The organism is Deltaproteobacteria bacterium (genome assembly GCA_016709225.1).
Classification (GTDB): domain Bacteria; phylum Myxococcota_A; class Polyangia; order Nannocystales; family Nannocystaceae; genus Xiheibacterium; species Xiheibacterium phototrophicum.
Window position 1 is genome coordinate 3,376,319 of sequence record JADJEE010000001.1, and the last position, 21,839, is coordinate 3,398,157.

At 72.3% G+C, this 21,839-nt stretch carries 18 protein-coding genes; 11 read left to right on the top strand and 7 right to left on the bottom strand.

Going from position 1 to position 21,839, the window contains the following annotated elements; all coding sequences use genetic code 11:
* Positions 1–158 precede the first annotated feature (158 nt).
* Positions 159–710 carry a hypothetical protein gene (locus tag IPH07_13830; GenBank protein ID MBK6918471.1) on the bottom strand — a complete coding sequence of 184 codons (552 nt, stop codon included), beginning with the start codon at positions 708–710 and terminating at the stop codon, positions 159–161.
* Positions 711–916: 206 nt separating this feature from the next.
* Between IPH07_13830 and IPH07_13835 the strand changes: the two genes are divergently transcribed.
* Positions 917–1,108 (top strand): hypothetical protein, encoded by a 192-nt coding sequence (locus tag IPH07_13835; protein ID MBK6918472.1) that lies wholly within the window; start codon positions 917–919, stop codon positions 1,106–1,108.
* Here IPH07_13835 and IPH07_13840 read toward each other — a convergent pair.
* Positions 1,099–2,055: a hypothetical protein gene (locus IPH07_13840; protein MBK6918473.1), complete on the bottom strand. Its 957-nt coding sequence runs from the start codon at positions 2,053–2,055 to the stop codon at positions 1,099–1,101. The genes IPH07_13835 and IPH07_13840 overlap by 10 nt on opposite strands.
* A 189-nt stretch (positions 2,056–2,244) precedes the next feature.
* Between IPH07_13840 and IPH07_13845 the strand changes: the two genes are divergently transcribed.
* The 3 genes from IPH07_13845 to IPH07_13855 all read left to right on the top strand — a co-directional run bounded on the left by IPH07_13845 (position 2,245) and on the right by IPH07_13855 (position 6,943).
* Positions 2,245–4,068 carry a hypothetical protein gene (locus IPH07_13845; GenBank protein MBK6918474.1) on the top strand — a complete coding sequence of 608 codons (1,824 nt, stop codon included), beginning with the start codon at positions 2,245–2,247 and terminating at the stop codon, positions 4,066–4,068.
* A 305-nt stretch (positions 4,069–4,373) separates the two neighbouring features.
* Complete coding sequence (locus IPH07_13850; protein MBK6918475.1) at positions 4,374–6,344, top strand: hypothetical protein; 1,971 nt, start codon at positions 4,374–4,376, stop codon at positions 6,342–6,344.
* Positions 6,345–6,346: 2 nt separating this feature from the next.
* Positions 6,347–6,943: a hypothetical protein gene (locus IPH07_13855; GenBank protein ID MBK6918476.1), complete on the top strand. Its 597-nt coding sequence runs from the start codon at positions 6,347–6,349 to the stop codon at positions 6,941–6,943.
* Here the strand turns inward: IPH07_13855 and IPH07_13860 are convergent.
* Positions 6,928–7,197: a hypothetical protein gene (locus IPH07_13860; protein MBK6918477.1), complete on the bottom strand. Its 270-nt coding sequence runs from the start codon at positions 7,195–7,197 to the stop codon at positions 6,928–6,930. The two genes, IPH07_13855 and IPH07_13860, sit on opposite strands and share 16 nt — an antisense overlap.
* Before the next feature lie 455 nt (positions 7,198–7,652).
* Here IPH07_13860 and IPH07_13865 point away from each other — a divergent pair, with 455 nt between their 5' ends.
* A complete protein-coding gene (locus tag IPH07_13865; protein MBK6918478.1) occupies positions 7,653–9,623 on the top strand; it encodes a hypothetical protein in 1,971 nt (656 codons plus the stop codon).
* Here IPH07_13865 and IPH07_13870 read toward each other — a convergent pair.
* Positions 9,607–10,338 (bottom strand): hypothetical protein, encoded by a 732-nt coding sequence (locus tag IPH07_13870; protein MBK6918479.1) that lies wholly within the window; start codon positions 10,336–10,338, stop codon positions 9,607–9,609. The genes IPH07_13865 and IPH07_13870 overlap by 17 nt on opposite strands.
* 135 nt (positions 10,339–10,473) lie before the next feature.
* Here IPH07_13870 and IPH07_13875 point away from each other — a divergent pair, with 135 nt between their 5' ends.
* Both IPH07_13875 and IPH07_13880 read left to right on the top strand, forming a co-directional pair.
* Positions 10,474–11,664, top strand: coding sequence for an FHA domain-containing protein (locus IPH07_13875; protein ID MBK6918480.1), 1,191 nt, complete (start codon positions 10,474–10,476; stop codon positions 11,662–11,664).
* A 48-nt stretch (positions 11,665–11,712) separates the two neighbouring features.
* On the top strand, positions 11,713–12,468 hold the full coding sequence (locus IPH07_13880; GenBank protein MBK6918481.1) for a hypothetical protein: 756 nt from the start codon (positions 11,713–11,715) through the stop codon (positions 12,466–12,468).
* Positions 12,469–12,531: 63 nt separating this feature from the next.
* Here IPH07_13880 and IPH07_13885 read toward each other — a convergent pair whose 3' ends face one another.
* Positions 12,532–13,503, bottom strand: a complete 972-nt coding sequence (locus IPH07_13885) for a hypothetical protein (protein MBK6918482.1) — start codon at positions 13,501–13,503, stop codon at positions 12,532–12,534.
* A 187-nt stretch (positions 13,504–13,690) separates the two neighbouring features.
* Here IPH07_13885 and IPH07_13890 point away from each other — a divergent pair, with 187 nt between their 5' ends.
* Positions 13,691–15,301 (top strand): hypothetical protein, encoded by a 1,611-nt coding sequence (locus IPH07_13890; protein ID MBK6918483.1) that lies wholly within the window; start codon positions 13,691–13,693, stop codon positions 15,299–15,301.
* Here the strand turns inward: IPH07_13890 and IPH07_13895 are convergent.
* Together IPH07_13895 and IPH07_13900 are read right to left on the bottom strand one after the other, a co-directional pair.
* A complete protein-coding gene (locus IPH07_13895; GenBank protein MBK6918484.1) occupies positions 15,283–16,878 on the bottom strand; it encodes a hypothetical protein in 1,596 nt (531 codons plus the stop codon). The two genes, IPH07_13890 and IPH07_13895, sit on opposite strands and share 19 nt — an antisense overlap.
* Before the next feature lie 97 nt (positions 16,879–16,975).
* Positions 16,976–18,685, bottom strand: a complete 1,710-nt coding sequence (locus IPH07_13900) for an AMP-binding protein (protein MBK6918485.1) — start codon at positions 18,683–18,685, stop codon at positions 16,976–16,978.
* Between the two features lie 416 nt (positions 18,686–19,101).
* Here IPH07_13900 and IPH07_13905 point away from each other — a divergent pair, with 416 nt between their 5' ends.
* From IPH07_13905 to IPH07_13915, 3 genes are read left to right on the top strand one after another with little or no spacing between them, the layout of a single operon-like run.
* Positions 19,102–19,650, top strand: a complete 549-nt coding sequence (locus tag IPH07_13905) for a hypothetical protein (protein ID MBK6918486.1) — start codon at positions 19,102–19,104, stop codon at positions 19,648–19,650.
* Positions 19,651–19,706: 56 nt separating this feature from the next.
* Positions 19,707–20,114, top strand: coding sequence for a PaaI family thioesterase (locus IPH07_13910; protein ID MBK6918487.1), 408 nt, complete (start codon positions 19,707–19,709; stop codon positions 20,112–20,114).
* Positions 20,101–21,837 carry a thiamine pyrophosphate-binding protein gene (locus tag IPH07_13915; protein MBK6918488.1) on the top strand — a complete coding sequence of 579 codons (1,737 nt, stop codon included), beginning with the start codon at positions 20,101–20,103 and terminating at the stop codon, positions 21,835–21,837. Before IPH07_13910 ends, IPH07_13915 begins: the two co-directional genes overlap by 14 nt.
* The last annotated feature ends 2 nt before the right edge of the window (positions 21,838–21,839 follow it).

Genomic DNA, 21,839 nt, shown 5'->3' on the forward strand with positions numbered 1-21,839 from the left:
AGGATCGCGCTTCGACGGCGCGATGTTTCGGCGCGTCCCCGCCATCGATCCCATACGCCACGCGCGGGCGATGGGGATCGACGACGCGACAACTTCGGTGGGAGGAGAGCGTCTCATGTGCGCCCGCAGGGCACAGCCCCGCGCGCTGCGCCGGCAGCTCATCGCGCGTCGTGTCGGTGGTGCCACTTGGTGATTTCCCCGACCACGAGCGTGATGACGACGACCGCGAATGCGAACCACTTGAGCGGCGTGGCGAGCGAGGCGGCCCACGCGAAGGTCGGATCGTCCTCGGGGAAGCGCGACAGCAGGCGCAGCACGCTGCCGGTCTCGATCGCGTCGAACAGCGACGGCACCAGCGCCAACGCGGCGGGCAGGCGCTTGGGCAGGCCGTGACGGAGCTTCAAGAAGCGCACCCACGTCACCAGCAGCCACCCGTAGACCACGAGGAAGCCGCAGTCGAGCATCGCCACCAGGCGATACTCGGCGCGCCCGGCCTCGCCCATCGCCGCGAGGATCTCGGGCACCGAGGCCGCGGGATAGACGACGCGAGCATCGAGGGTCGCCAGCTCGCGCGACAGCAGCACGAGGATCGTGCCGAACAACGCCACCAACAGCAGCCGCACCACCACGTCGAGGCGACGCGGCCGCAGCCACTTGGTCGGCACGTGGCCGAGCAGCGTGCGCCGGGGTGGAGTCGGAGCCGCGGTCATGGGCCCGGGAACTATAGCCGCAACCTGGAGCGCCCCTGCCGGACGAAAGTCCTGTAGTGTCGAGGAGAGCATGGCCCGCAGGCCCACACTCATCGTCACCACTCTTGCCGCGCAGGACGCGATCAGCCGCGCCGCAGCGTCGGCCTCGACGCCGGCCCAGCGGCTCGCCGCCGTCGAGGCCCTGCGGGAGGGCTACTTCGCGATCCATGGCCGTCCTGACCAGCGAATGGCGCGAGTTCTTGTCGTTGCTGATTTCCCATCGCGTGAAGTTCGTGGTGGTCGGCGGTCACGCGATCGCAGTCCACGCGCGCGCGCGAACGACTGAGGATCTCGACGTCGTGAATGGCGGCGCGCCGCTGCCTGCGGCGCGCCCGACCATTCGCGTCGATCACTCGTAGGTCGCGGGCACCGCGGTGAAGTCGATGTGGAACCACCAGCCGCTGTCGCCGTCGTCGCGGGCGTCGTCGTGCAGCAGCGCCGAGACCGGCTGGCCGTCGAACAGCGGCACGCCCATCAGGATCGCGTTGTCGGCGGCGTCCTGCGAGACCCAACCGATGATCGAACCCTCGACGAGGTTGCCGGCGGGATCGCCGACGTAGCGCGCAGCCACGGTCGCGTTCTCCATCGGCAGCGCGAACGACGAGGTCGCGATGCTGACCGATGCGCCGGTGGTGATGAAGCACGGGCCGCTGGTCGACTGCGGGGCCGGGTTGTAGTTGGGGCCGAGGTTGGCCGCGTTGGGCTCCTGGCAGGTGCCGTCGGCCTGGCTGGTGTACGTCGTCGGGTACTCCTGCGTCATCGGGCGCAGGGTGCAGCTGGTGGGATCGGCGGCGTCCGTGCACTGCACGTTCGCGAAGGTCATGCTGCCGGTGCCGCCATCGGACTGGTCGAGTTCGTCGAACGCGAGCACGAAGCCGAGGTCGAACAGGCCGTCACCGTCGTCGTCGGTGTTGAGCGCGGCGTTGAGCGGGGTGTTGACCTGACCCTCGGTGACGTCCATGCCGATCGCGAAGAAGTGCGGATCGCGGACCGCGACCGAGTTGAACCGATACGCCACCGCGCCGCCGGGGTTGCCGGTGGTGCTGTCGGTGTCGGTCGGGTCGGTCGTCATCGTGTCCATCGTCGTCATGGTCGTGGCGGCCCCCGACGACGAGTCGGCCTCGGTCGTGGTCATCGTCGTCGACGCGGTGGTCGTCGTCATCGTGCCACTGGTCGGGTCGGTGTCCCCGGTGGTGCCATCGGTCAGCGTGGCGCTGCCGCTGCCGTCGGCATCGTCACCGCCGCAAGCGGCGATCGAGACGAGGCTACCGGTGAGGAGAAGGGTCAGGGTCTTGCCAGCGATCATGGGCGAACACTCTACGCCAAGGCCGGCCGCGCGCGGAAGCTGGCGAACTGCCCATTTCGTGGGCGCCCGGCCCTGCTCGCCCACGCGCTCGTGCACGGGTGATCGCAACTGGCTTGGGCGAACTGCCCCGTGCGCGGACACGCCACGCCCTGCCCGCCGGCGCCCGCGCCTGCTAGGTTCGGCACCCGCATGGTCGCACTCGCCCCGCTCGTCGCCGCGATGGTCTTGCTCGCGCCGCCCGCCACCACGGCCGGCCCCACCGCGGCTGGCCGCCCCTACGACGGCACGCGCGCGGTGACGATGCGTGGCGACGCGGCCACCGACCCGATCGTCCGCGGCACGACCCCCGACGCAGATCCCAACGCCGATCCCGATGCGGCGATCGACGCGACCGACCACGGCGCCGCGATCGCGACGCCCGATCCCACGATCATCACGCCCGAGCCGCGTCACGGCATCGAGCCGACGCCCAAGCCCACACCGGTGCCGCGCATCCTCACCACGATGTCGGGCTGGTACCCCGGCGAGCAGGCCAAGGTCACCAACGAGGCCGGCACCGTGACCTTCATCCCCGACCTGCAGCTGCGCGCGGTGGTCGGCTCGGTGAGCGAGTTCTCCCTCGACGACGACGGCTCGCGCTACGACGAGGGCGCGCAGCTGTTCGGCCGCGTGCGCTGGCGACCGCAGCTGGTGCTGGGCAAGCGCCAGAACCTCACGCTCGTCGGCATGGTCGACCTCGCCAACGGCCGCTGGGCCCCGACCCGCAGCGGCAACCCGATCATCCAGGAACTCCTCGACCACGGCCACCCGCCACAGAGCTACGGCATGTACATCGCCGATCTGCGCGAGCTCTACGTGCAGTGGACCAGCAAGTACGGCCAGCTGCGCGTGGGCCAGATGGCCTTCAACTGGGGCCTCGGGCTCATCTCCAACGACGGCAACAACATGGATCGCTTCGGCGACATGAAGTTCGGCGACGACGGCGTGGGCTCGATCAACGAGCGCATCCTGTTCGCGACCAAGCCGTTCGCGCGGGGCGGCGGTGCCGGCAAGGACGTCATCGTCGCGCTGGCCGGCGACCTGGTCTATCGCGATCCCCAGGCCGACCTCGCCAAGGGCGATCTCGCGGGCCAGGTCATCCTCGCGGTGCGCTGGGAGCCGAGCGATCGTCCCGGCAACACCATCGGCGCCTACGGGGCGTACCGTCGCCAGCGCAGCAAGTCCGACGGCGACAGCATCGAAGGCGACGACGACCTCGAGGTCGGCGTGTTCGACCTCGCCGGCCAGGGCTTCCGCAACCTCCGCGAGAGCTTCGCGGTGCTCGGTGGCTTCGAGGTGGTCGGCGTCGCCGGCCGCACCAGCTTTGCCAAGGGCGCGTTCGATCGCCACCAGGTGCTGCAGGCCGCGGCCGCGCTGCGTGGCTACGTCGGCAACCCCGCGCGGTGGTTGCTCGGCGCCGACGCGGGGCTCGCCACCGGCGACGCCAATCCCGACGACGATCAGGTCAACGACTTCAAGGCGGCGCCCGGCTACACCGCGGGGCTGCTGCTGTTCCAGTACTACCGCGGCTGGCAGACCGCACGCACCGAGATCCGCGCGCAGGATCCCTCGCTCGCCGGCGTGCCACCCAACGGCACGCAGTACCTGCCGAGCAAGGGCAGCGTCACCAATGCGCTCTACCTGCAGCCGAAGTTCCGCTACGCACTGCGCGAGATCTTCGAGCTGTGGGGCGGGCCGTTGGTCGCGACCGCGGCGGTGCCATTGGTCGACCCGTACACCACCAAGCTGCGCGGCGGCTCGCCGCACAACAGCCTCGGCGGCGACAGCTCGCAGCGCTACCTCGGCACCGAGCTCGACCTCGGCCTGCGAGCGCGCTACGGCATCCGCGGGCTGTGGCTGCAAGCGGGCCTGCAGGGCGGCGTGCTGTTCCCCGGTCGAGCGTTCGCGGATGCGAATGGCCGCAAGGACAGGCCGGTGTACGGCGGCTTCTTCCGCGCCGAGCTGCGCTACTGATCGGGCCTAGCGTTCGAGCGTTCTGCGTAGCGCACCGTCGAGCACCGGCCCTCGCGGTCGCGCAGCAGGAACCTTTCCCCCCCCAACAGCAACATCCCGTGCGAGACGGTCGTGTTCGGGCCTGGGCGCCACGCTCACCCCGCCTGCCGCCCCACCCTTTAGGGGGAGCGCGGTTTCCAGGCCCGGCACGACCGCTCGAATTGAGCGCCTCTCGTGCGTCCAACGCGGACGCGCACGCCGCCCACGAACTGCGTCGCGCTGCGGTACGAGCGCCGTGGTAACGTGCCGCCGCTTTTCGAAGGCGCATGCACTCGCCCTACTTCGACGATCTCTGCGCGGACATCCGCGGCTTCGATCTCGGTGACGACACCGAGCTGCGTGCGCGTCTCGAGACCCAGGCGGTGCTCGAGCCGGCCACGTTGGTGCCCGACGCGTGGTCGCTGTTGGCGGTGCTGCGGCAGCGCGCCGGCGACCACCATGGTGCACTGGCTGCGGTCGAGTCGGCGCTCGCCGCCGGTGCGCAGCGCAGCGTCGGGGAGTTCCTGCGCGCGCACCTGCTGGGCCTGCTCGGCCGCAACGACGAAGCCACCCGCGCGCTGACGGCCGCGGCCGCGGCCGCGGGCAGCGACGACGGCATCGCCCACGCCGATCTCCTCCATGCCGAGGGCGCGCTGGCGCTCGCCCGCGGCGACGGCGAGACCGCGGTCGCACGCATGCGTGCCGGCCTCGAGGACGATCCCCACGACGCCGCGCGGTGGCTGGCGCTCGGGCGCCTCTTGGGTGACCGCGGCGACCTCGAGGGCGCCGAGCAGGCGATCCGTCGCGCGCTGGTCGAGGACGACGAGCTGCTGTCCGCGCGATACGAGCTGGCGACCCTCATGCTCGCGGGCGATCGCGCCGCCGATGCCACCGCTGCGCTCGCCGAGCTCATCGACCGCGAGCCGTCGATCGCGGAGCGGGCCCGCATGGACCCGCGCTGGCGTCGTGCCCGGCACGCCGCCAGCGTGACCGCCGTGCTCGCGCCGATGCCGATGCCGCCGACCTGGCTGCCCGAGGCGCCGGCGTGGCTGATGACGTTGGCGCGGGATCCCCAGCTGGGCGGACTGCAGGTGCAGTGCCTCGGCGGCCCCCAATCCCAGGCCATCACGCGACGCCTGCTCGAGGCCTACGAGCGCGGCCCCGCCGGCACCATGCACACGCCCGCCACGCTGGCCCACGCGCGCTCGATCCTCGCGCGGGTGGTACCGGTCGCACGCGGACCGCTGCTGCGCACGCGTGACCGTGTGGTCGCGCCTATGCTGTGGCTGCTCGATCGCCAGCGCGACGAGCTGCTGCTCGCGCTGTCGGAGTCGCACCCGCCGTTCCTCTGGCTGCCCGCCGGTCGTGACGTCGCGGGGATGCGCGCGGCGCTGGCCGACTTCGTGCCGCGGCCGTTCCTACCCCGGGTCGAGCTGCCCGCGCAGGTCCGTGGCTTCATCGGCTACCGGCTGCAGTTCGGCGTGCCGAGCCCCTACACCGGCGAGCTCGAGCCGGCCAACGCCGCCGAGCTCGATCGCCACTTCGCGCTCAACCCCTTCGTCGAGCCCGGCGCGTGGGGATCGTGCGTGCGCGAGGATCCGTGGCCGGCCGAGCTCCCCGACCAACCGCAGCTGCAGCTGGGGCTGTCGGCGCGCGAGCAGCAGGTCACGCAGCAGCGCCCAGGCCGGGTGTGGAGCATCTCGCGACGCACGCGACACTCGCGCTCGATCCTCACGATCGAGCTGCACCACCGCGACGTGTTCGTCGCCGAGGTCCGCTACCGACCCAGCCGCCACGGCGCCATCGTGGCCGCCATGAACGCCCACTTCGGCAGCGAGTACCCCACCGATCTGCCGCTCGACGTGGTCGCTGCGCTGCTCGGCTTCCGCTTCGAGAGCGCCCGCGACCTCGAGGCGCAGCTCGACGGCGAGCGCGACCCCGACGTCATCTCGGGGCTGCTGCAGGTGTTGTCGGCGCTGCGTCACAGCGACCCCAGCGTGACCACGCTGTACCGCCGCTACCTCGAGCACGAGGACCCCAGCGTACGCGCGATGCTCTACAACATCTTCGTCGCCCACAACCACGAGTCGCTGCTCGAGGAGGCCACCGTGAGCGAGCCCGACCACGAGCTGCGCGCACAGATCGAGGGCGTGCTCGACGACGGCATCGCGGTGGTGCAGTGGGACCCGTACCGCGACTACGACCTCGATCACGACGAGGTCGACGACGACGCGCTGTCGCGACAGGGGAGCGCTTGACCGTGTCCCCGACCACGCCCACCACCACCGTGCTGGTGCTCGCCGACCGTGACGACGTCCGCGAGGTCGCCGCGTGGCTGCGAGCGCACGGCCACGCGATCGAGGACGTCGATCGCAGCCATGACGAGCTCGCGTGTGTGCGCGTGCGGACGGCCGACGACTGCGAGCTCGCGGTGCTCGGCGACCACGTCGGCGACGTGGTCTACGTGACCGTCGTCGGTGCGCCAGCGCTCGCGACCGCGTGGGTCTCGCAGCTGGCCGGGCGCTTCACGTGGGTCGGCCCCACCGAGGTGCTCGCGACGCTGCGCGACGACGCCGGCACCGCGGCTCCGCCAGCGACCGCAGCCCCGGCAGTCTGGATCGGCGCGCTCTCCCGACTCGCCGTCCTGCGCGGCGAGCTCGAGAACCCCGCGATGCTGGCGGCGTGGACCGCCGCGCTCGCGCACCCCGTGACCGCGGTGCGACGCGCGGCCATCCGCACCTGCCACGGCACCCGGTGGCCGGGCATCCGCGCCGCGCTCGAGGCTCGCCTCGCGGTCGAGCCCGATCTGCAGCGGGGCCTGCGAAGCCTGCTGGCGCGGCTTCAGGACTTGAGCTGACCGTCGGGCGTCAGCGTCATGTAGAAGCGCGGCACCCAGCCGGCCGGCAGCTCCTTCTCCTTCGCCCACGCCTCGAACTTGGCGGCGTCGGTGCCACAGTGCTTCGTCAGCACGAAGTGCATGACCTCGGCGGGGTTCTGCAGCGCCTTCAGGAACTGCTCCCAGCTGCCGCCGAAGTGGCGGTCGACCTCGGCCTGCATGCCTTCGTAGGTGTCGACCTCGGTGTCCTGGCGGTCTTCGGGGGTATCGGTCACGCGCGCATCTCCGTCGTCCACGCTAGCAGGCCTCGCCAGCGCCGCGAAGCACCCGCGGCGATTCGCAGGATTCGAGGGCGATAGCCGCGCAAAAGCGCGGTTTGCAGCGCGTCTGGGCCTGTCCACGCACGGCAGCGCGCGCGCGTGCGGCCTGTCCGAAGGGCCATCGACATCGTCGTGGGCGATGCAGGCAACCGGTGGCGTCGGCTGGCGAAGCCGATCGCAGCGATCGCGCAGCGCGAGCGTTCGCATCGCGGATGCGATCATGTCGCGATCGCATCGCATCGCGACCTGATCGCATCCGCGATCGCAGCACGATGTCGACGACGCTGCACTGCTCGCGCAGGCGAGTTGCACAATCCCGTGGGCAGGTTGCACAATCGACCGCACACGAGCGTGATCCCGTCGCGTTCGTCTTGACGCTCGCGCGCCGCTGCACGAATGCTGCGATCGCGATGACGACGATGGTGGATACGTGGCGTCGATCCGACGCTCCCACGCTGCACTGCGTGCGAGCAAGCTGGGCACTGGCGGCGGCGCTCTCGGGCTGCGCCGCCGACGATGGCGACGCGGCGGAGGTGTGGCGCAGCTTCGGCTTCGCCAGCGCCGACGTGGTCGAGGGCCGCTTCGAGACCCTGGTCGCACGCATGGACGACGGCACCAGCCGCATGGTCCACCGCGTGCGCACGGGCGACGAGCGCGTCGCGTTGGCGTTCGACGAGCCACCCGCGATCGCGCCCGGCAGCCACGTGCGCGCGTGGGGCCAGCGCGGCGTCGAGGGCGAGGTCGCGGGCGTCGACGACGATCGCGTCGCGGTCGAGGACTTCGAGGTGCTCGCGCCGCCACCGACCCCCCTCATCGGCGCCGAGCCGTTCGCACCGCGCAAGCTCGCGCTGCTGGTGCTGGACTTCGGCAGCCCCGATCTCGGGATCGACGAGGCGCAGTCGCGGATGTGGGACGACGCGCGCTCGAGCGCGGCGTACTACGCGGAGATCTCGTACGGCAAGGAGTCGCTCACCGGCGACGTGCTGGGGCCGTACACGATCGGCTATCCCGGAGGTTGCGACGCCGATGCCATCGCCGCCTATGCACAGCAGGCGATGGCCGCCGACGGTATGAACCCCAACGACTACGAGCAGCTGATGTACGCGTTCCCGGGCATCGGCTGCGGCTGGGGTGGGCTCGCGATGCTCGGCGCACCGCAGCAGCCCGAGCGCGACAGCTGGTACAACGGGCAGTTCGACTGCGTCGTGCGCAACCAGGAGGTCGCGCACAACTACGGCATCATGCACACGCACTTCTACTACGGCTGCAGCGGCGGCCCGTTCGGCAGCGGCTGCGCGTACGAGGAGTACGGCAGCCCGTACGAGCCGATGGGCTACGGCTGTGGACACATGGCGGCCCATCAGAAGGAGTACATGGGCTGGCTCGAGGGCTGTAACTCGGTCGCCGCTTCGGCCGACGGCACCTTCAACCTCGTGCCGCTCGAGAGCCCGTGCGACGGCATCCAGGCGCTACGACTACCGACCTTCGACGGGCGCGAGTACTACCTCGAGTACCGCCAGCCGATCGGCTTCGACGCCGACGATGGTCTCGCCGGCGTGCTCGTGCACGTGTCGAGCACCGTCGACTACTGGGGCCCCGATGGCTACCTCATCGATCTCGGCGAGGGCGGCTTCCTCGGCGTCGGCGAGAGCTACAGCGATCCGCAGGGCACGGTCACGTTCACCGTGCGCGCGCAGGACGACAGCCACGCCGAGATCGAGGTCGTGTTCCCGGGCGGCGGCAGCGGTGAACCGAGCTGCCTCGGCGGCGGGCAGCCCGAGTCGCAGGCCGGCAGCTACGGCACGTTGGCGTGCCTCGGCGGCCCGTTCCAGCCCGACGGCGTGCCGCCGCAGGTCGAGATCGCCGCGCCGATCGACGGTGCGGGCTTCGAGCCCGGCGACCCGTTGACGGTGCGCGTCGACGCCAGCGACGACATCGGCGTGCTGCAGGTCGCGCTCTACGTCGACGACCAGCTGCAGGGCTCGCTGTCGTCGCCGCCGTGGGAGTGGCACTTCGAGACGCTGCTGCCCGGTGACTACACCCTCGTCGCGGTCGCCAGCGACGGCGTGAACGAGGCCGAGAGCGCAGCGGTGTCGATCGCGGTCGCCGAAGGGGCCGGCGACGGCAACGACGACGGTGGCGCTGCAGAGTCGGCCGGCGACGACGGTGGCAGCGGCGCGGACGCGGGCGCGAGCGCCTCGGCCGGCCTCGACGACGACCCCGACGCGCTACCGCCTGGCTTCGGGCTCGACGCCGACGACGGCGGCTGCGCGTGCACCAACGCGCGTGCGCCATCGGACGAGCGGCGGGCGTGGCCGCCCGCGCTCGCGACGTTGCTGCTGCTCGCGCGTCGGCGTGGGCGCGTCAGCGGCCGCGGATGACCGCGGGCTTGGGCACGCCGAAGAGGTGCGACGGCTGCTTCGCGTGGCAGCCCTGGCACGACGCGATCACGCCGGCCTCGAGCACCTCGCCGGTGGGCGCGACGATGCCGTAGATCCAGCCGTCGTCGGCGCGCACCGGCGCATCCGCGGCCAGCTGGACCATCACGAACGAGGCCAGCGCATCGCCCTCGACGAAGGCCTGGCCGTCGCGCATCGCGGGCCGCAGCGTCGGGGCGGCGCCACCGGCGAGCGGCACCGGCACGTGGGCGTCCTTCACGATCGCCTGCACCACGGTCGACGGCAGCGGGCCGCGGGCGAGCGATGGCGCGTCGCTACGCGGCTGCGTGATCCAACCGACCGCGCGCGCGTAGCCGTCGACGTCGAGTGCCCGCAGCGTGAAGACCTTGTCCTGGTGGGGCGGTCCCGCGGCCGCCGACAGCAACGGCGCTGGCGGCAGGGGAGCGCGGCACAGCTCGGGTGCCCAGTGCAGCGCGTCGTCGACCCGCGACCACACCATCGAGGCGCGCACGGTGTCGTGCACCAGCTGGCCCACGTCGAACGGCGGCGTCGCGACCGTCGGGGTCGCCGCGGCCGGTACCGCTGCCACCTCGACCGCCGCGGTGACGGGCTCGTGCGGCGATCCGGCCTCGACCGCGCTGCAGGCCGACATCGAGCACCACACCACCAGCGCTGGGCCGCGCAGCTGAACCTGCATGCCGCGAGTATGTCAGCCCGAAGCGCTGCGGGCCGTCACGGGCTCGTCACGGGCGGCCCTTGACGACCGTCGCGCGGGCCCCGGATCCTGTCGTGCACGTCCTCGCCACACGGCGTGACGCCCCAACGGTCCACCATGCTCACGCTCCAACTCGGGTCCTCCTCGGTCACGCTCGACGCTCGCAACCCCCGCGCGATGATCGGGCGCGAGCCCTCCGCGTGTCAGCTCGTCGGCAGCGACGGCAGCGTGTCGCGTCGCCACGCCGAGATTGCCCTCGACGCCAGCGGCACGGCGTGGCTGCGCGACTGGGGCTCGAGCAACGGCACGTGGATCGACGGTGTCGCGCTGACCGCCGGCACGCCGGTGGCGCTGCGACCGGGGCAACAGATCTTCATCGGGCACATGCCGATGGTCGCGTCGTGGGCCCAGGGCGGCGCGACCGTGTTCGGCGAGCCGTCCGGCGCGCTGCGGGCGTTGATGGACGCGCACGTCGCCGCCCAAGCCGCCGCGGCCCAGGCCGCGCAGGCGGCCGCGACCAGCGGGCACGCCCCCGGCTCGATGGGCGCCGTGGGGGCGACGCTCGGGGTCGGCGGTCGTCAGGCCCCGCGTGCCACCGAGTTCCCCTACCGCAAGCAGGGCAGCAACGAGAACGGAGCGCTGCTCATCGCGCTGCCGCGCGACACCTTCCAGAACGACGACACCGTCGACGGCTTCCTCGAGTTCACCGCGCTCGACGACGAGACCGTCGCGTCGATCGTGGTCGAGCTGGTCGAGCACCACGCCAAGGGCCCGAGCAAGGGCCACGTGTGGGATCGCGTGCTGGTGCGCCAGGGCCCCTGGCGCGCGCGCAAGCACGAGGTGTTGCCGCTGCCGTTCGCGCTGCGGGTGCCGCCGGGCACCTCGATGTCCGGCCCCCGCGTGCACTGGGAGGTGCGGGGCTACGTCGACATCGACTGGGCCTTCGACATCGAGGCCAGCAGTCCCATCAACATGCGCAACGTCGACATCGAGCGCGTGCGCGACGCCCTGGGCGGGCTGGACTTCCGCCTCGAGGAGCTCGAGCCGGCGCCGCTCGGTCAGCGCTTCACCGGCAGCTTCCAGCCGCCGGCGCAGCTGCGCAGCCAGTGGGGGATCAGCGACGTGAACGTGCTCGTCGAGTACCTCGGCACCAACCTGCAGCTGCTGCTCGAGGTCGAGAAGACCGCGCTCTCGAAGTGGGACCGCGAGATCAAGGTGACCTTCGATCTGCAGCAGCTGCGCGCGGCCCCGTTGCCGCAGCTGAGCGAGTACCTCCGCCAGCAAATCGAAGGCATGATGCGGCGTTAGGCGCCGGCGGACGCGCGGGCGCGCGTGTACACTCGGGTCCTCCAGCGCATGACCGAACCCGGTGACACGCTGTCGCGCCACGAGGCCGACGAGGTGCTGCGGCGCGCAGTCGACCTCCACCAGCGCGACAGCTCGCGCGGCGATGGCTCGCTCGCGCTCGCCGACCTGCAGCGCCTCGCCGGCGAGATCGGCATCCCGGCCGAGACCGTCCAGCGCGCGCTCGTCGAGATCCGCAGCGAGGCACTGGCGCGCCCGACCCAGGCGCCCGGCTGGGTCGATCGGCTGTTCGGACCCGCCGAGGTCGCGGCCGCCCGCACGGTGCCGGGCCCCCGCGACGAGGTCGCGGCGGCGATCGATGCCATGTTGCGCGCCGAGCTGTTCCGCATCGAGCGCAACCTCGGCGACACCATCGCGTGGGAGAACCCCGACTCGTTGCTGCACCGCGCACGCCGGCTGTTCGACGTCGGTGGTCGACTGCGCCTGGGCATCGCGCGACGCGTGACCGTGACGACGCAAGCGGTGGGCGACGCGGTGCACGTGCGGTTGGTGGCCGACCTCTCGCCGCGACGCGATGCCCGGGTCCGCGGCGGTATCGTCGCGACCATCGGATTCGGCGGCGTCGGCTCGCTGGTCGCCGCGTTCCTGGCGATGCCGATCGCGTTGGTGCCGGTGGCGACCGGGCTCGCGATCGGCGGGGCGATGGCCAGCGCGGGACGCCGCACGTTCCTGCGCGACGCGACCGCGGTCCACAACGCGCTCGAGCGATTCCTCGACTACCTCGAGCGCGAGCGCCCGCGGATCTGACGACGCCGGGCGACCGCGCCACGTGTCGCGTCGGCCCCAGGGTCGCATCGCCGCTCCCGCGACTCACGGCGAGGGCAGCACGCCGCCGGCCATCGGCATGCGGCCGTCGAGCTGCGCCGCCGGCTCGGACCCACGGGGGAACGCGACCCGCTGGTGCTCGACCCACCACGCCACCGCCCGACGCGAGGCCGCGGGCACCCGCAGCTCGATCACGCGGGCGCGACCATCGGCGGCCACGCGGTCGTCGGCGACCTCGGCGATCACCGCGATCGCGTTGGTCTGCGCACGGGTGTCGAAGCGACGCGACAACCACCGCAGCGCGGGTGGGCGCGGCTCCACGACATCGAGCGCGACGGCACCGACCTCGATGCGACGGAAGAGATCACCGGTCGGCACCGCGTGCGCGGCCGCCAGCGTCCTCAGCTCGATGCGCAGCCCCTGCTCGGTACGCTCGACCCGCACGTCGAGCGCACGTTGGAGCATCGCCGCGTCGCCGGCGACCGCCATGCGGTGATCGTGGCGGCCGTCGGCATCGGCGCGCGCGTGGCAGCTGCTGCACGCCGCTGCCGGCATCGTGGAGCCCGCGTGCTCGACGACGGTCCGCTGCATCAGCAGCGGCTCGAGGCGGGCCGAACCGTCGGGGAACGCGAACTCGTGACAGCCGTCGCAGTCGACCGGCGTCAGGTCAGGGTGACGGGTGACGCCCGCCACCGTCACGGCGGTGGGGTCGACGTCGGGCATCACGTGGCACGACACGCACGCGACGCCGACACCCGCGGCGGCGGTCGCCGAGGTCACCTCGGGGGCCTGCTCCGGCGCATGGCACCCGCGACAGAACCCGCGCGGCTCCCGGGCGAGCGCCGAGAGAAACGGACCATCGACGAACGCCCCCGCGTGGGGCGATGCCAGCCACTGCAGGCTCTGGTCCGGATGGCAGGCCATGCACGCACGGTTGTCGTCGAGCCGTCGCGAACGCTCCGCATCGGTCGCGGCCGCAGTCGCGGTCGCGGCCCACAGCCACAGCGCATGTGTCATCGCGATCATCGGCGAAGGTCGACGTCGCACAGCATCGCCTGGATTCCGCGGATGCGGCCGCCGCGAGTCAACTCACGGGCGATGTGCCCGCGCTGGCGACCGACCGAAGCGCAGGCACGGCGGCCGAGCGCACGTCACACGTCGCCTGCCCGCGGGGTGGAGCTTCGCGACTATCCTCGGCTTCGTGATGCGACTGACCGCCCTCGCCCTGCTCGCGCTCGCGCCGGTTCCCGCCGCGGGCGCGCCGACGTACGTGCAGAACCCCAGCGTTCGCACCGAGGTCGCGCCGGTGCGCATCGACGTGGCGGCCGGCACCGTCGACGGCCGCATGCGTCCGCTGGTGGAGCGCGAGCCCGCGGGTGCGATCCGCTTCGACGATCTCGATCGAGCGATCGGCCCTGCGCCGCGGCCCGACCCCGCCGCGCGGCGAGCGGCACTGCCCGAGGGCCTGGTGCAGCACGACGACATGATCGTGCCGCGTGGCGTCGAGCAGGGCGCCGTCATGGTGCCGGATCTCGCCAAGCTCGGCGCGCCGCGATCGAGCGACGCGCCCGCCGACAGCTGCGATTTCCCCGAGGAGGTCCCGCCCGGCATCTACGAGGGCGACGACCGACCGGGCGGCGAGTATCCGCGACGCGGCACGGTGTACCTGAACTTCGTCGGCGGGGTGCTCGAGGCGATGGGCGAGAACTCGGCCGAGAACCGCTCGACGATCGCTCGCACCGGGCACCCCTACCCCGCGTTCACCGGCGGCCAAGCCAAGGCCATCGCGGTCGCGCAGGCGGTCGCGCAGGACTTCGAAGCGTGGGCGATCCGCGTGGTCTACGATCCGCGCCCACGCAAGCTGCTCCCCTACACCATGGCGATGGTCGGCGGCAGCTACACCGATACCACCTCGGGGCCCGCGGGCGGCGTGGCGCCGATCGACTGCGAGGACTTCGGCCAACGCAACGTCTGCTACTCGTTCACCAACGAGCAGGAGGCGACCACGCAGGCCAACGTCATCAGCCAGGAGGTCGCGCACACCTACGGGCTCGAACACACCTACGGGCCCGATCGCATCATGAGCTACGAGGGTGGTGGCGACAAGATCTTCGGCAGCAACTGCCAGCAGACCTTCGCGGTGCAGGGGCAGGGCAACGGCTGTCAGGGCGTCAACAAGTGCCACTGCGGCATCGGTGATCTGCAGGACGACAGCAAGACCATCGGCATCATCTACGAGTCCTCCGCGGCGCCGCCGGACACGACACCGCCGGAGGTCACGCTGACCTCGCCAGCCGACGGCAGCGTGTTCCAGGTCGGCGAGGAGATCCGCGTCGCGTTCGACGTGTGGGACGACTACGGCGGCTACGGCTGGAAGCTGGTGGTGCAGGACGAGGCCGGCGAGACGCTGGTCGATCAGGTCGACTACGACCGCACGCTGCTGTTCGACATCGTCGGGCTGCCGCCGGGCACGTACACCTTCATCGGCGAGGTCGAGGACCAGGCCGATCACGTGACCACCCACGCGGTCACGGTCATCGTCCAAGGTGACGGCAGCAGCGACACCACCGGCGGCGGCGAAGCATCGGGTGGTGCCGAGGGCAGCGGCGACGACACGGGCGGCGACGGCGGGAGCAGCGACGGCACCAGCAGCGGCAGCGGCAGCGACGGCGACGCCGACGGTGGCAGCCCTGGGGCCGACGGCGCAGACGAAGGCTGCGGCTGCGCCCACGATCGCGGCCGCGTTGCAGCCTGGCTGCTGGCGCCGCTGGCCCTGCTGCGACGCCGTCGCGGCGCCTACTTGGGCGAGCGGTAGAGCTCGGCGCCCGCGGTCCAGTAGAGCGCGGCGGCGTCGACCACCAGGCGATCGAGGTTCGACTGCCCGGTCGCGATCGAAGCCACCTCGCCGCCGGCGCGCGGCGCCGCGACGATCACACCCTCGCCCGCCTTGGCCGCGTACGCGCGCGTGCCGTCGATCGCGATCGCGGTCACGCCCGACGGCACCAGGCTCTGCACGTCGCCACCCTTGCGCGCGACGTACCGCAGCGCACCGCCCGAGATCCACGCGAGCCCCTCGGCGTCACCGAGCAGGCCGTGGGGATCGGACTCGGCACCCGCAACCACGCGCGCGGTGCCACCGGCGACCGGCATCGCTGCGACCGCGCCCGGCACCGTCCACGCGACCTCCTCGGCATCGAGCCACACCGAGGTCGGCGCCGGCGACAACCCACCGCTCAGCTTGGTCGCCGCGCTGCCGTCCTGGGCGACCGTCCACACCGCCCCGTCGGTGAGATCGACATAGGCGCAGCGGCCCTGCGCGCATGCGACCGCGCCGAGCTTCGCGGGTGCGGTCGGCACCACGGTCGGCTCGTACTCGCCACGCTTGCGATCCACCCAGATCGACTCGACCCCATCGGGCCCCTTGGCCACCCAGTAGACGAAGTCGGTCGTCACCGCCACGTCGCGCGCGGCGGCAGCGTTGGCGAGCGGCTCGAACTGTCCGCCGACCGAGCGCAGGCGCAACACGGCCTCGCCGCTGCTCACGTAGACGTAGGCCTCGTCGGCGACCAGTGCCAGCAGCGGCGGCAGCTTGCGCGCGAGCATCACCGGCGCGACCGGTCCCCGCACCTGCTCGACCGCCGGCGGCGGCGGCGGCTCGCCCGTGCGTGGATCGAAGCCGAGACCGTCGAACACGGCCCGCTCGTAGGCGGCGCCGCGCTTGCTCGTGCCCGCGGCGTCAGCAGCCTCGGCTGCCTTCGCGAGCGTGGTGGTGCAGGTATCGGCGTCGACCGACTTCGCGCGGAGGTGTTCCTCGACGTCGGCCGCGGCACAGGGCGCCGCGAGCTCGAAGCAGACCGCACGGGCGAAGCGCTCGCACGGGGTCTGCCGCAGCAACAGGAACCACGCGGCCACGCCCGCGAGCACACCCGCGGCGACCCCGACGATCGCGGTGATGCGTCGCGAGGCCTGGGCCTGCTCGAAGCCCGCGGTCTCGCGGGCGGCGGCCTCGGGCGACGACCCGCGGCCTCGCCCGTGGCGCCGCGGCGCGAGCTCGGCGTCGAGATCGTCGTCGAGCGCGTCGTCGACCGCCGCCACCGCGCGGGCGCGGGCGCCAGGCGCGGGCGCACGCCCCAGCTGTCCGACGGCATGGGCCATGTCGGCGGTCGGCGAGAGCACGGGTCGCAGCATCGCCACCAGCACGCGGTCGCCGTGCACCGCTGCCAGCGCCTCGCGACGCACCGCCTGCACCACGGCGGGTGGCGCGTGCGGCTGCAGCTCGCGTGCGACGATGGCCTCGACGATGGCCTCGATCGCCTCGTCACCGTCGAGCTCGCCGGTCGCGATGCGCTGGGCGAGTGGCTGCAGCTCGGGCCATGCGTGGAGGGGCGGCACGGGCGCGAGTATGCCACAAGGCCGCCCGCGGGACGCCCGCGACGATGCGCACGGCCACCTAAGAGGTCGGCACGATCGCGTGACGGCCGACGCGTCCTCAGGGCTGCGGCGCGCCCGAGATCCGCGCCACCAGGTCGCGCTTGACGACCTTGCCGGTGGGGTTGCGCGGCAGCTCGTCGACGCACGCGAACTGCCGCGGAATCTTGGCCGGCGCGAGCACGCCGCGGGCCCACTGCCGCACCGCTTCGGCGTCGAACCCGTCCGTGCGCGGCACCACCACCGCGACCAGGCGCTCGCCCCACTCCACGTCGGGCACGCCGATCACGGCGACATCGGCGATGTCGGGGTGCTGCGACAACGCGTTCTCGATCTCGACGGGATAGAGATTGACGCCGCCGGAGATCACCATGTCGCGCGCACGGCCGGTGAGGAACAGGTAGCCGTCGTGGTCGAGGTAGCCGAGATCGTCGACCGTGACCCAGTCGCCGAGCATGGTCTCGTCGGTGGCCCCGCGGTCGCGCAGGTAGCCGAGCATGAGCTGCGCGCTGCGGGTGTAGACCCGGCCGGTGTGCCCGGCGGGCAGGCGGCGACCGGCGTCGTCGAAGATGCCGATCTCCTGGCCCGGGATCGCGCGCCCGAGTGTGCCGGGGCGCGCGAGCATCTCGGCGCCGTCGACCAACGTGACCCAGCCCAGCTCGGTGGCACCGTAGAAGTCGAACACCGTCGCGGCGCCGAAGCGGGCGATCGCTCGCTCGCGCAGCGCGGTGTTGAAGGGCGCCGCGCCCGAGATCACCACCCGCAGGTCGGGCGTCGGCCACCGCGCGTGGACCTCGTCGGGCAGATCGAGCACGCGATGGATCATGGTCGGGACCATGAACACGTTCTGGATGCGCTGCTCACTGAGCGTGCGCAGGGTGTCCTCGGCGTCGAAGTGCTCCTGCAGCACCAGCGAGCTGCCGAGCGCCGTGTTGAGCAGCGCGAAGACCTGCCCGCTCGAGTGGTACAGCGGCGCGCACACCAGGTGGCGATCACCGGCATGCAGCGGCAGACGCTCGAGCACGCGCAACAGCTCGGTGGCACCCATGGCGCCCATGTCCCGCACCGCGCCCTTGGGCTTGCCGGTGGTGCCCGAGGTGTAGACGACGTTGTCGCTCGGCCCCTTCTCGACGTGCAGGCGCACGCCGGCGGCACGCTGACGCGCGATGGCGGCGTCGTAGGACCACACCCGCGGGCGCGCCGGCCCACGCCCGGCCCGCAGCACCCGCAGATCGAGCTCGCCGCGACGCTCGAGCACCGCCTCGACCGCCGCGATGGTCTGATCGGAGGCCACGACGACCCGCGCACCGCTGCGCTCGAGCACGAACTCCAGCTCCTGTGCGGTGCTGTGCCGCCCGACGTGGGCACACGTGATGCCGAGCCGGAACAGTGCGAACCACACCGTCACGTACTCGACGCGGTTCTCCATCATCACGGCGACCGGGGCGTGTCGCGAGGCTCCGAGGTGATCGCGCAGCACCCCCGCGACGAGATCGATCTCGGCATCGATCGCGCGGTAGTCGAGCGTGCGCCGGGCATCGCAGACCGCCATGCGGTCGGGCGCGGCGCCGGCGTGCAGGCCGTGCAGCGAGCGGACCCCGAGCCCCCGCGAGACCGCGACACGCATGCTCTCGAGCGGGTGGCCGGTGAAGGCGGCGAGCAGCCCACTGCGGCTCCCGGTCGTGATCAGCCGACGCACCACGCGATGGGGCGGGTCGACCCACACGCGTCGCAGCAGCGGGAGCCGGTCTCCGAGATCACGCAGCGCCATCGGTGCGCCGCATGATACACGCCCGCTCGGCCGCCCTCGCCGCGTTGCCGTCGACGACGGTGGGCAACTGCGTCCCCGTCCCTTCGATGTCGCGGCGCGCATGGGCCCGCGGTGCCGAGGGCCGCGGGCGCGAGAGCTCCGCGCGGCCGTCCCACATCCGCGCAGCCATCACCCCGCTCGCGTCGTGTTGGCCCAGTGGTGACGGCGTTCCCGCGAAATCCATCACTGTCGACTTGGCGCGACGGCGCCCGGCCCGTAGGGTTGTGAACATGCTGCACGCATCGGCGTGGGGCCGAAGCCCCAACTTGTCGCGGTCACTGGTCGCTGGGCTCGCGGCTTCGTGGCTCGCGGTCGGTGGGTCTGCTCACGCGCGGGCCACCCCCGCAGCCGAGCCCCTGCCCGCGGACGACTCGAACATGACCGCGGCCGACGGCACGCCCACGCAGCGACGCGCGTACATGGCCGTCGAGGTGCAGGGCGTCGCGATCACGCAGCTGCTCCCCCACGGCTACTTCGGCGGCGACGCGGCGTTCGCCGTGGGCACCCAGGGCTTCATGGTACGCGCCGGCGTGCAGGCGGTCGGTGGCCGCCCCTTCGCGTTCGGGCCCGGCAAGATCGGCAACGCGCTCGGCGTCTTCACGCTCGACGGCTGCGGCGCCAAGACCGTCTACAAGCACCGCGTGCGCATGTGCGTCGGCGGTCAGGCCGGCGCGATGACGCATCGCTGGATCGGCTTCGATCGCCCCGGTCGCAGCGCGACCCCGTACGTCGCCGGCGTGCTCAAGGGCGACTACCAGGTCGCGCTCACGCGGGTCATCGGCATCATGCTCGGCGTCGGCGTGTCGATGCCGGTCGTGGGGCCCGAGTTCCACGCCAAGAACGCCGGCGGTGTCGAGGCTCCGATCCAGTTCCCGGGTCCTGTCACCGGGATGCTGACGCTGGGGATGACCTTCCGCCTGCGCTGATCGTCCGTGGTCGTGCGCGCGGCGCGGGGGCGCGCGGCCTTGGTATCGTGCGCGCGATGCCCCAAACCCACGCGTTGCTCGATGCCGAGCTCTGCGGCACGCCGGTGTTGCTGTCGCCCGGGACCGCCCTCGTCGAGTTCGTCGCGACGCCGCGCATGCGCGCCGATGACAGCGGCCTCGTGCACGGCGGCTTCGTGTTCGGCCTGGCCGATCATGCCGCGATGCTGGCGATCGACGAACCCACGGTGGTGCTCGGCGCCGCCGAGAGCAAGTTCCTCGCGCCGGTGCGGGTCGGCGATCGCGTCCGCGCGACCGCCACGCGCACCGAGGTCGCGGGCAAGAAGCACATCGTCGACGTCGAAGTCCGCTGCGACGAGCGCGTCGTCATGCAGGCGCGGATGACCTGCTTCGTGCCGCCGCGCCACGTGCTGGCCCAGGACGGAGGCGACGATGCACGGCGGTGATCTGATCGCGTCGGTGCTCGCACGCCAAGGCGTCGAGTTCCTGTTCACGCTGTGCGGCGGACACATCTCGCCGATCCTCACCGGCGCCAAGGCCCAGGGCATCCGCGTGATCGACGTGCGCCACGAGGCCACCGCGGTGTTCGCCGCCGACGCCGTCGCACGGCTCACCGGAGTGCCCGGCGTCGCGGCGGTGACGGCCGGCCCGGGTGTGACCAACACCATCACGGCGATCAAGAACGCTCAGCTGGCGCAGTCGCCGGTGGTGCTGCTGGGCGGCGCGACCGCGACGATCCTGCGGGGCCGTGGCGCGCTGCAGGACATCGATCAGATGGCGCTGTTCGCCCCCCACGTGAAGCTGTGCGAGAGCGTCGGGCGTGTGAAGGACTTGGTACCCACGCTCGAGCGCGCGTTCGAGGCGGCGCTGTCGGGCGTGCCGGGGCCGGTGTTCGTCGAGTGCCCGGTCGATCTGCTCTACGACGAAGCCACCGTGCGCGAGATGATCGGCGCCAAGGCAGCGTCGGAGGCGAAGAGCCTGCCCGACATGGCGCTGCAGCTGTACCTGCGGGCCCACCTGGCGCGGGTGTTCGCCGGCGCCGGCAAGGCCGTCGCCCGCGCGCGCGTGGTGCCGGAGCTACCGACCGCGTTCCCCCACGCGATCGCGAGGGCCGCCAAGCTGCTGCAGGGGGCCGAGCGACCCGTGATCGTGGTGGGCAGCCAGGCCACCGTGCGTGGACCCCAGGAGACCGCGCGGCTGCGCGACGCACTCGAGCGCATCGGCGCGCCGGTCTACCTCTCGGGCATGGCGCGCGGCCTGCTCGGCGCCCGCCATCCTCTGCTGTATCGCCACAAGCGCACCGCCGCGCTGCGCGAGGCCGACGTGGTCGTGCTCGCCGGGGTGCCCAACGACTTCCGCCTGAACTACGGGCTGCACATCGGGCGCAAGGCCAAGATCGTCGCACTCAACCGCAGCGAGTCCGACGCCCGCAAGAACCGCCGACCGACCCAGGCAATCATCGCGGATCCCTGCGAGTCGCTGCTGTCGCTCGCGCGCGAGCTCGATGCCGGTCGCGACGTGCTCGCGCCGTGGAAGGACCGCCTGCGCACCCGCGATCGCGAGCGCGAGCAGGAGATCGAGCAACAGGCCACCGCGACCGCCGAGCTGGTGCCGCCCTTGCGCTTGTTCGCCACGATGGATCGCGTGCTCGCCGACGACTCGGTGCTCGTGGCCGACGGTGGCGACTTCGTCGCGACTGCGTCGTACACCACGGCACCGCGCGGGCCGCTGTCGTGGCTCGATCCCGGGGTCTTCGGCACGCTCGGTGTCGGTGCCGGCTTCGCCATCGGTGCCAAGCTGGTGCGCCCGGACGCCGAGGTCTGGCTGCTGTGGGGCGATGGCTCCGCGGGCTACGGCCTGGCCGAGTTCGACACCTTCGTTCGCCACGGCCTCGGCATCATCGCGGTGGTCGGCAACGACGCCAGCTGGGCGCAGATCGCCCGCGACCAGGTCACGCTGCTGGGCGACGACATCGGCACGGTGCTGCGGCGCACCGCCTACGAGAAGGTCGCCGAGGGCTTCGGCGGCGCCGGGCTCGAGCTGCGCGACGCCGCGGCGATCGACGACACGCTGGCGCGCGCCAAGGCGCTGGCCGGAGCGCACACGCCGGTGTTGGTCAACGTGCACCTGGCATCGAGTGACTTCCGCAAGGGCTCGATCTCGATGTGACG

Bases quoted from the DNA above. Each gene is read 5' to 3' on its own strand.
- IPH07_13905 (MBK6918486.1), top strand. From the start codon at position 19,102: ATGACCGCGGCCGACGGCACGCCCACGCAGCGACGCGCGTACATGGCC.
- IPH07_13890 (MBK6918483.1), top strand. From the start codon at position 13,691: ATGCGACTGACCGCCCTCGCCCTGCTCGCGCTCGCGCCGGTTCCCGCC.
- IPH07_13880 (MBK6918481.1), top strand. From the start codon at position 11,713: ATGACCGAACCCGGTGACACGCTGTCGCGCCACGAGGCCGACGAGGTG.
- IPH07_13915 (MBK6918488.1), top strand. From the start codon at position 20,101: ATGCACGGCGGTGATCTGATCGCGTCGGTGCTCGCACGCCAAGGCGTC.
- IPH07_13830 (MBK6918471.1), bottom strand. From the start codon at position 710: ATGACCGCGGCTCCGACTCCACCCCGGCGCACGCTGCTCGGCCACGTG.
- IPH07_13840 (MBK6918473.1), bottom strand. From the start codon at position 2,055: ATGATCGCTGGCAAGACCCTGACCCTTCTCCTCACCGGTAGCCTCGTC.
- IPH07_13885 (MBK6918482.1), bottom strand. From the start codon at position 13,503: ATGACACATGCGCTGTGGCTGTGGGCCGCGACCGCGACTGCGGCCGCG.
- IPH07_13910 (MBK6918487.1), top strand. From the start codon at position 19,707: ATGCCCCAAACCCACGCGTTGCTCGATGCCGAGCTCTGCGGCACGCCG.
- IPH07_13850 (MBK6918475.1), top strand. From the start codon at position 4,374: ATGCACTCGCCCTACTTCGACGATCTCTGCGCGGACATCCGCGGCTTC.
- IPH07_13870 (MBK6918479.1), bottom strand. From the start codon at position 10,338: ATGCAGGTTCAGCTGCGCGGCCCAGCGCTGGTGGTGTGGTGCTCGATG.
- IPH07_13865 (MBK6918478.1), top strand. From the start codon at position 7,653: ATGACGACGATGGTGGATACGTGGCGTCGATCCGACGCTCCCACGCTG.
- IPH07_13900 (MBK6918485.1), bottom strand. From the start codon at position 18,685: ATGGCGCTGCGTGATCTCGGAGACCGGCTCCCGCTGCTGCGACGCGTG.
- IPH07_13845 (MBK6918474.1), top strand. From the start codon at position 2,245: ATGGTCGCACTCGCCCCGCTCGTCGCCGCGATGGTCTTGCTCGCGCCG.
- IPH07_13835 (MBK6918472.1), top strand. From the start codon at position 917: ATGGCCGTCCTGACCAGCGAATGGCGCGAGTTCTTGTCGTTGCTGATT.
- IPH07_13875 (MBK6918480.1), top strand. From the start codon at position 10,474: ATGCTCACGCTCCAACTCGGGTCCTCCTCGGTCACGCTCGACGCTCGC.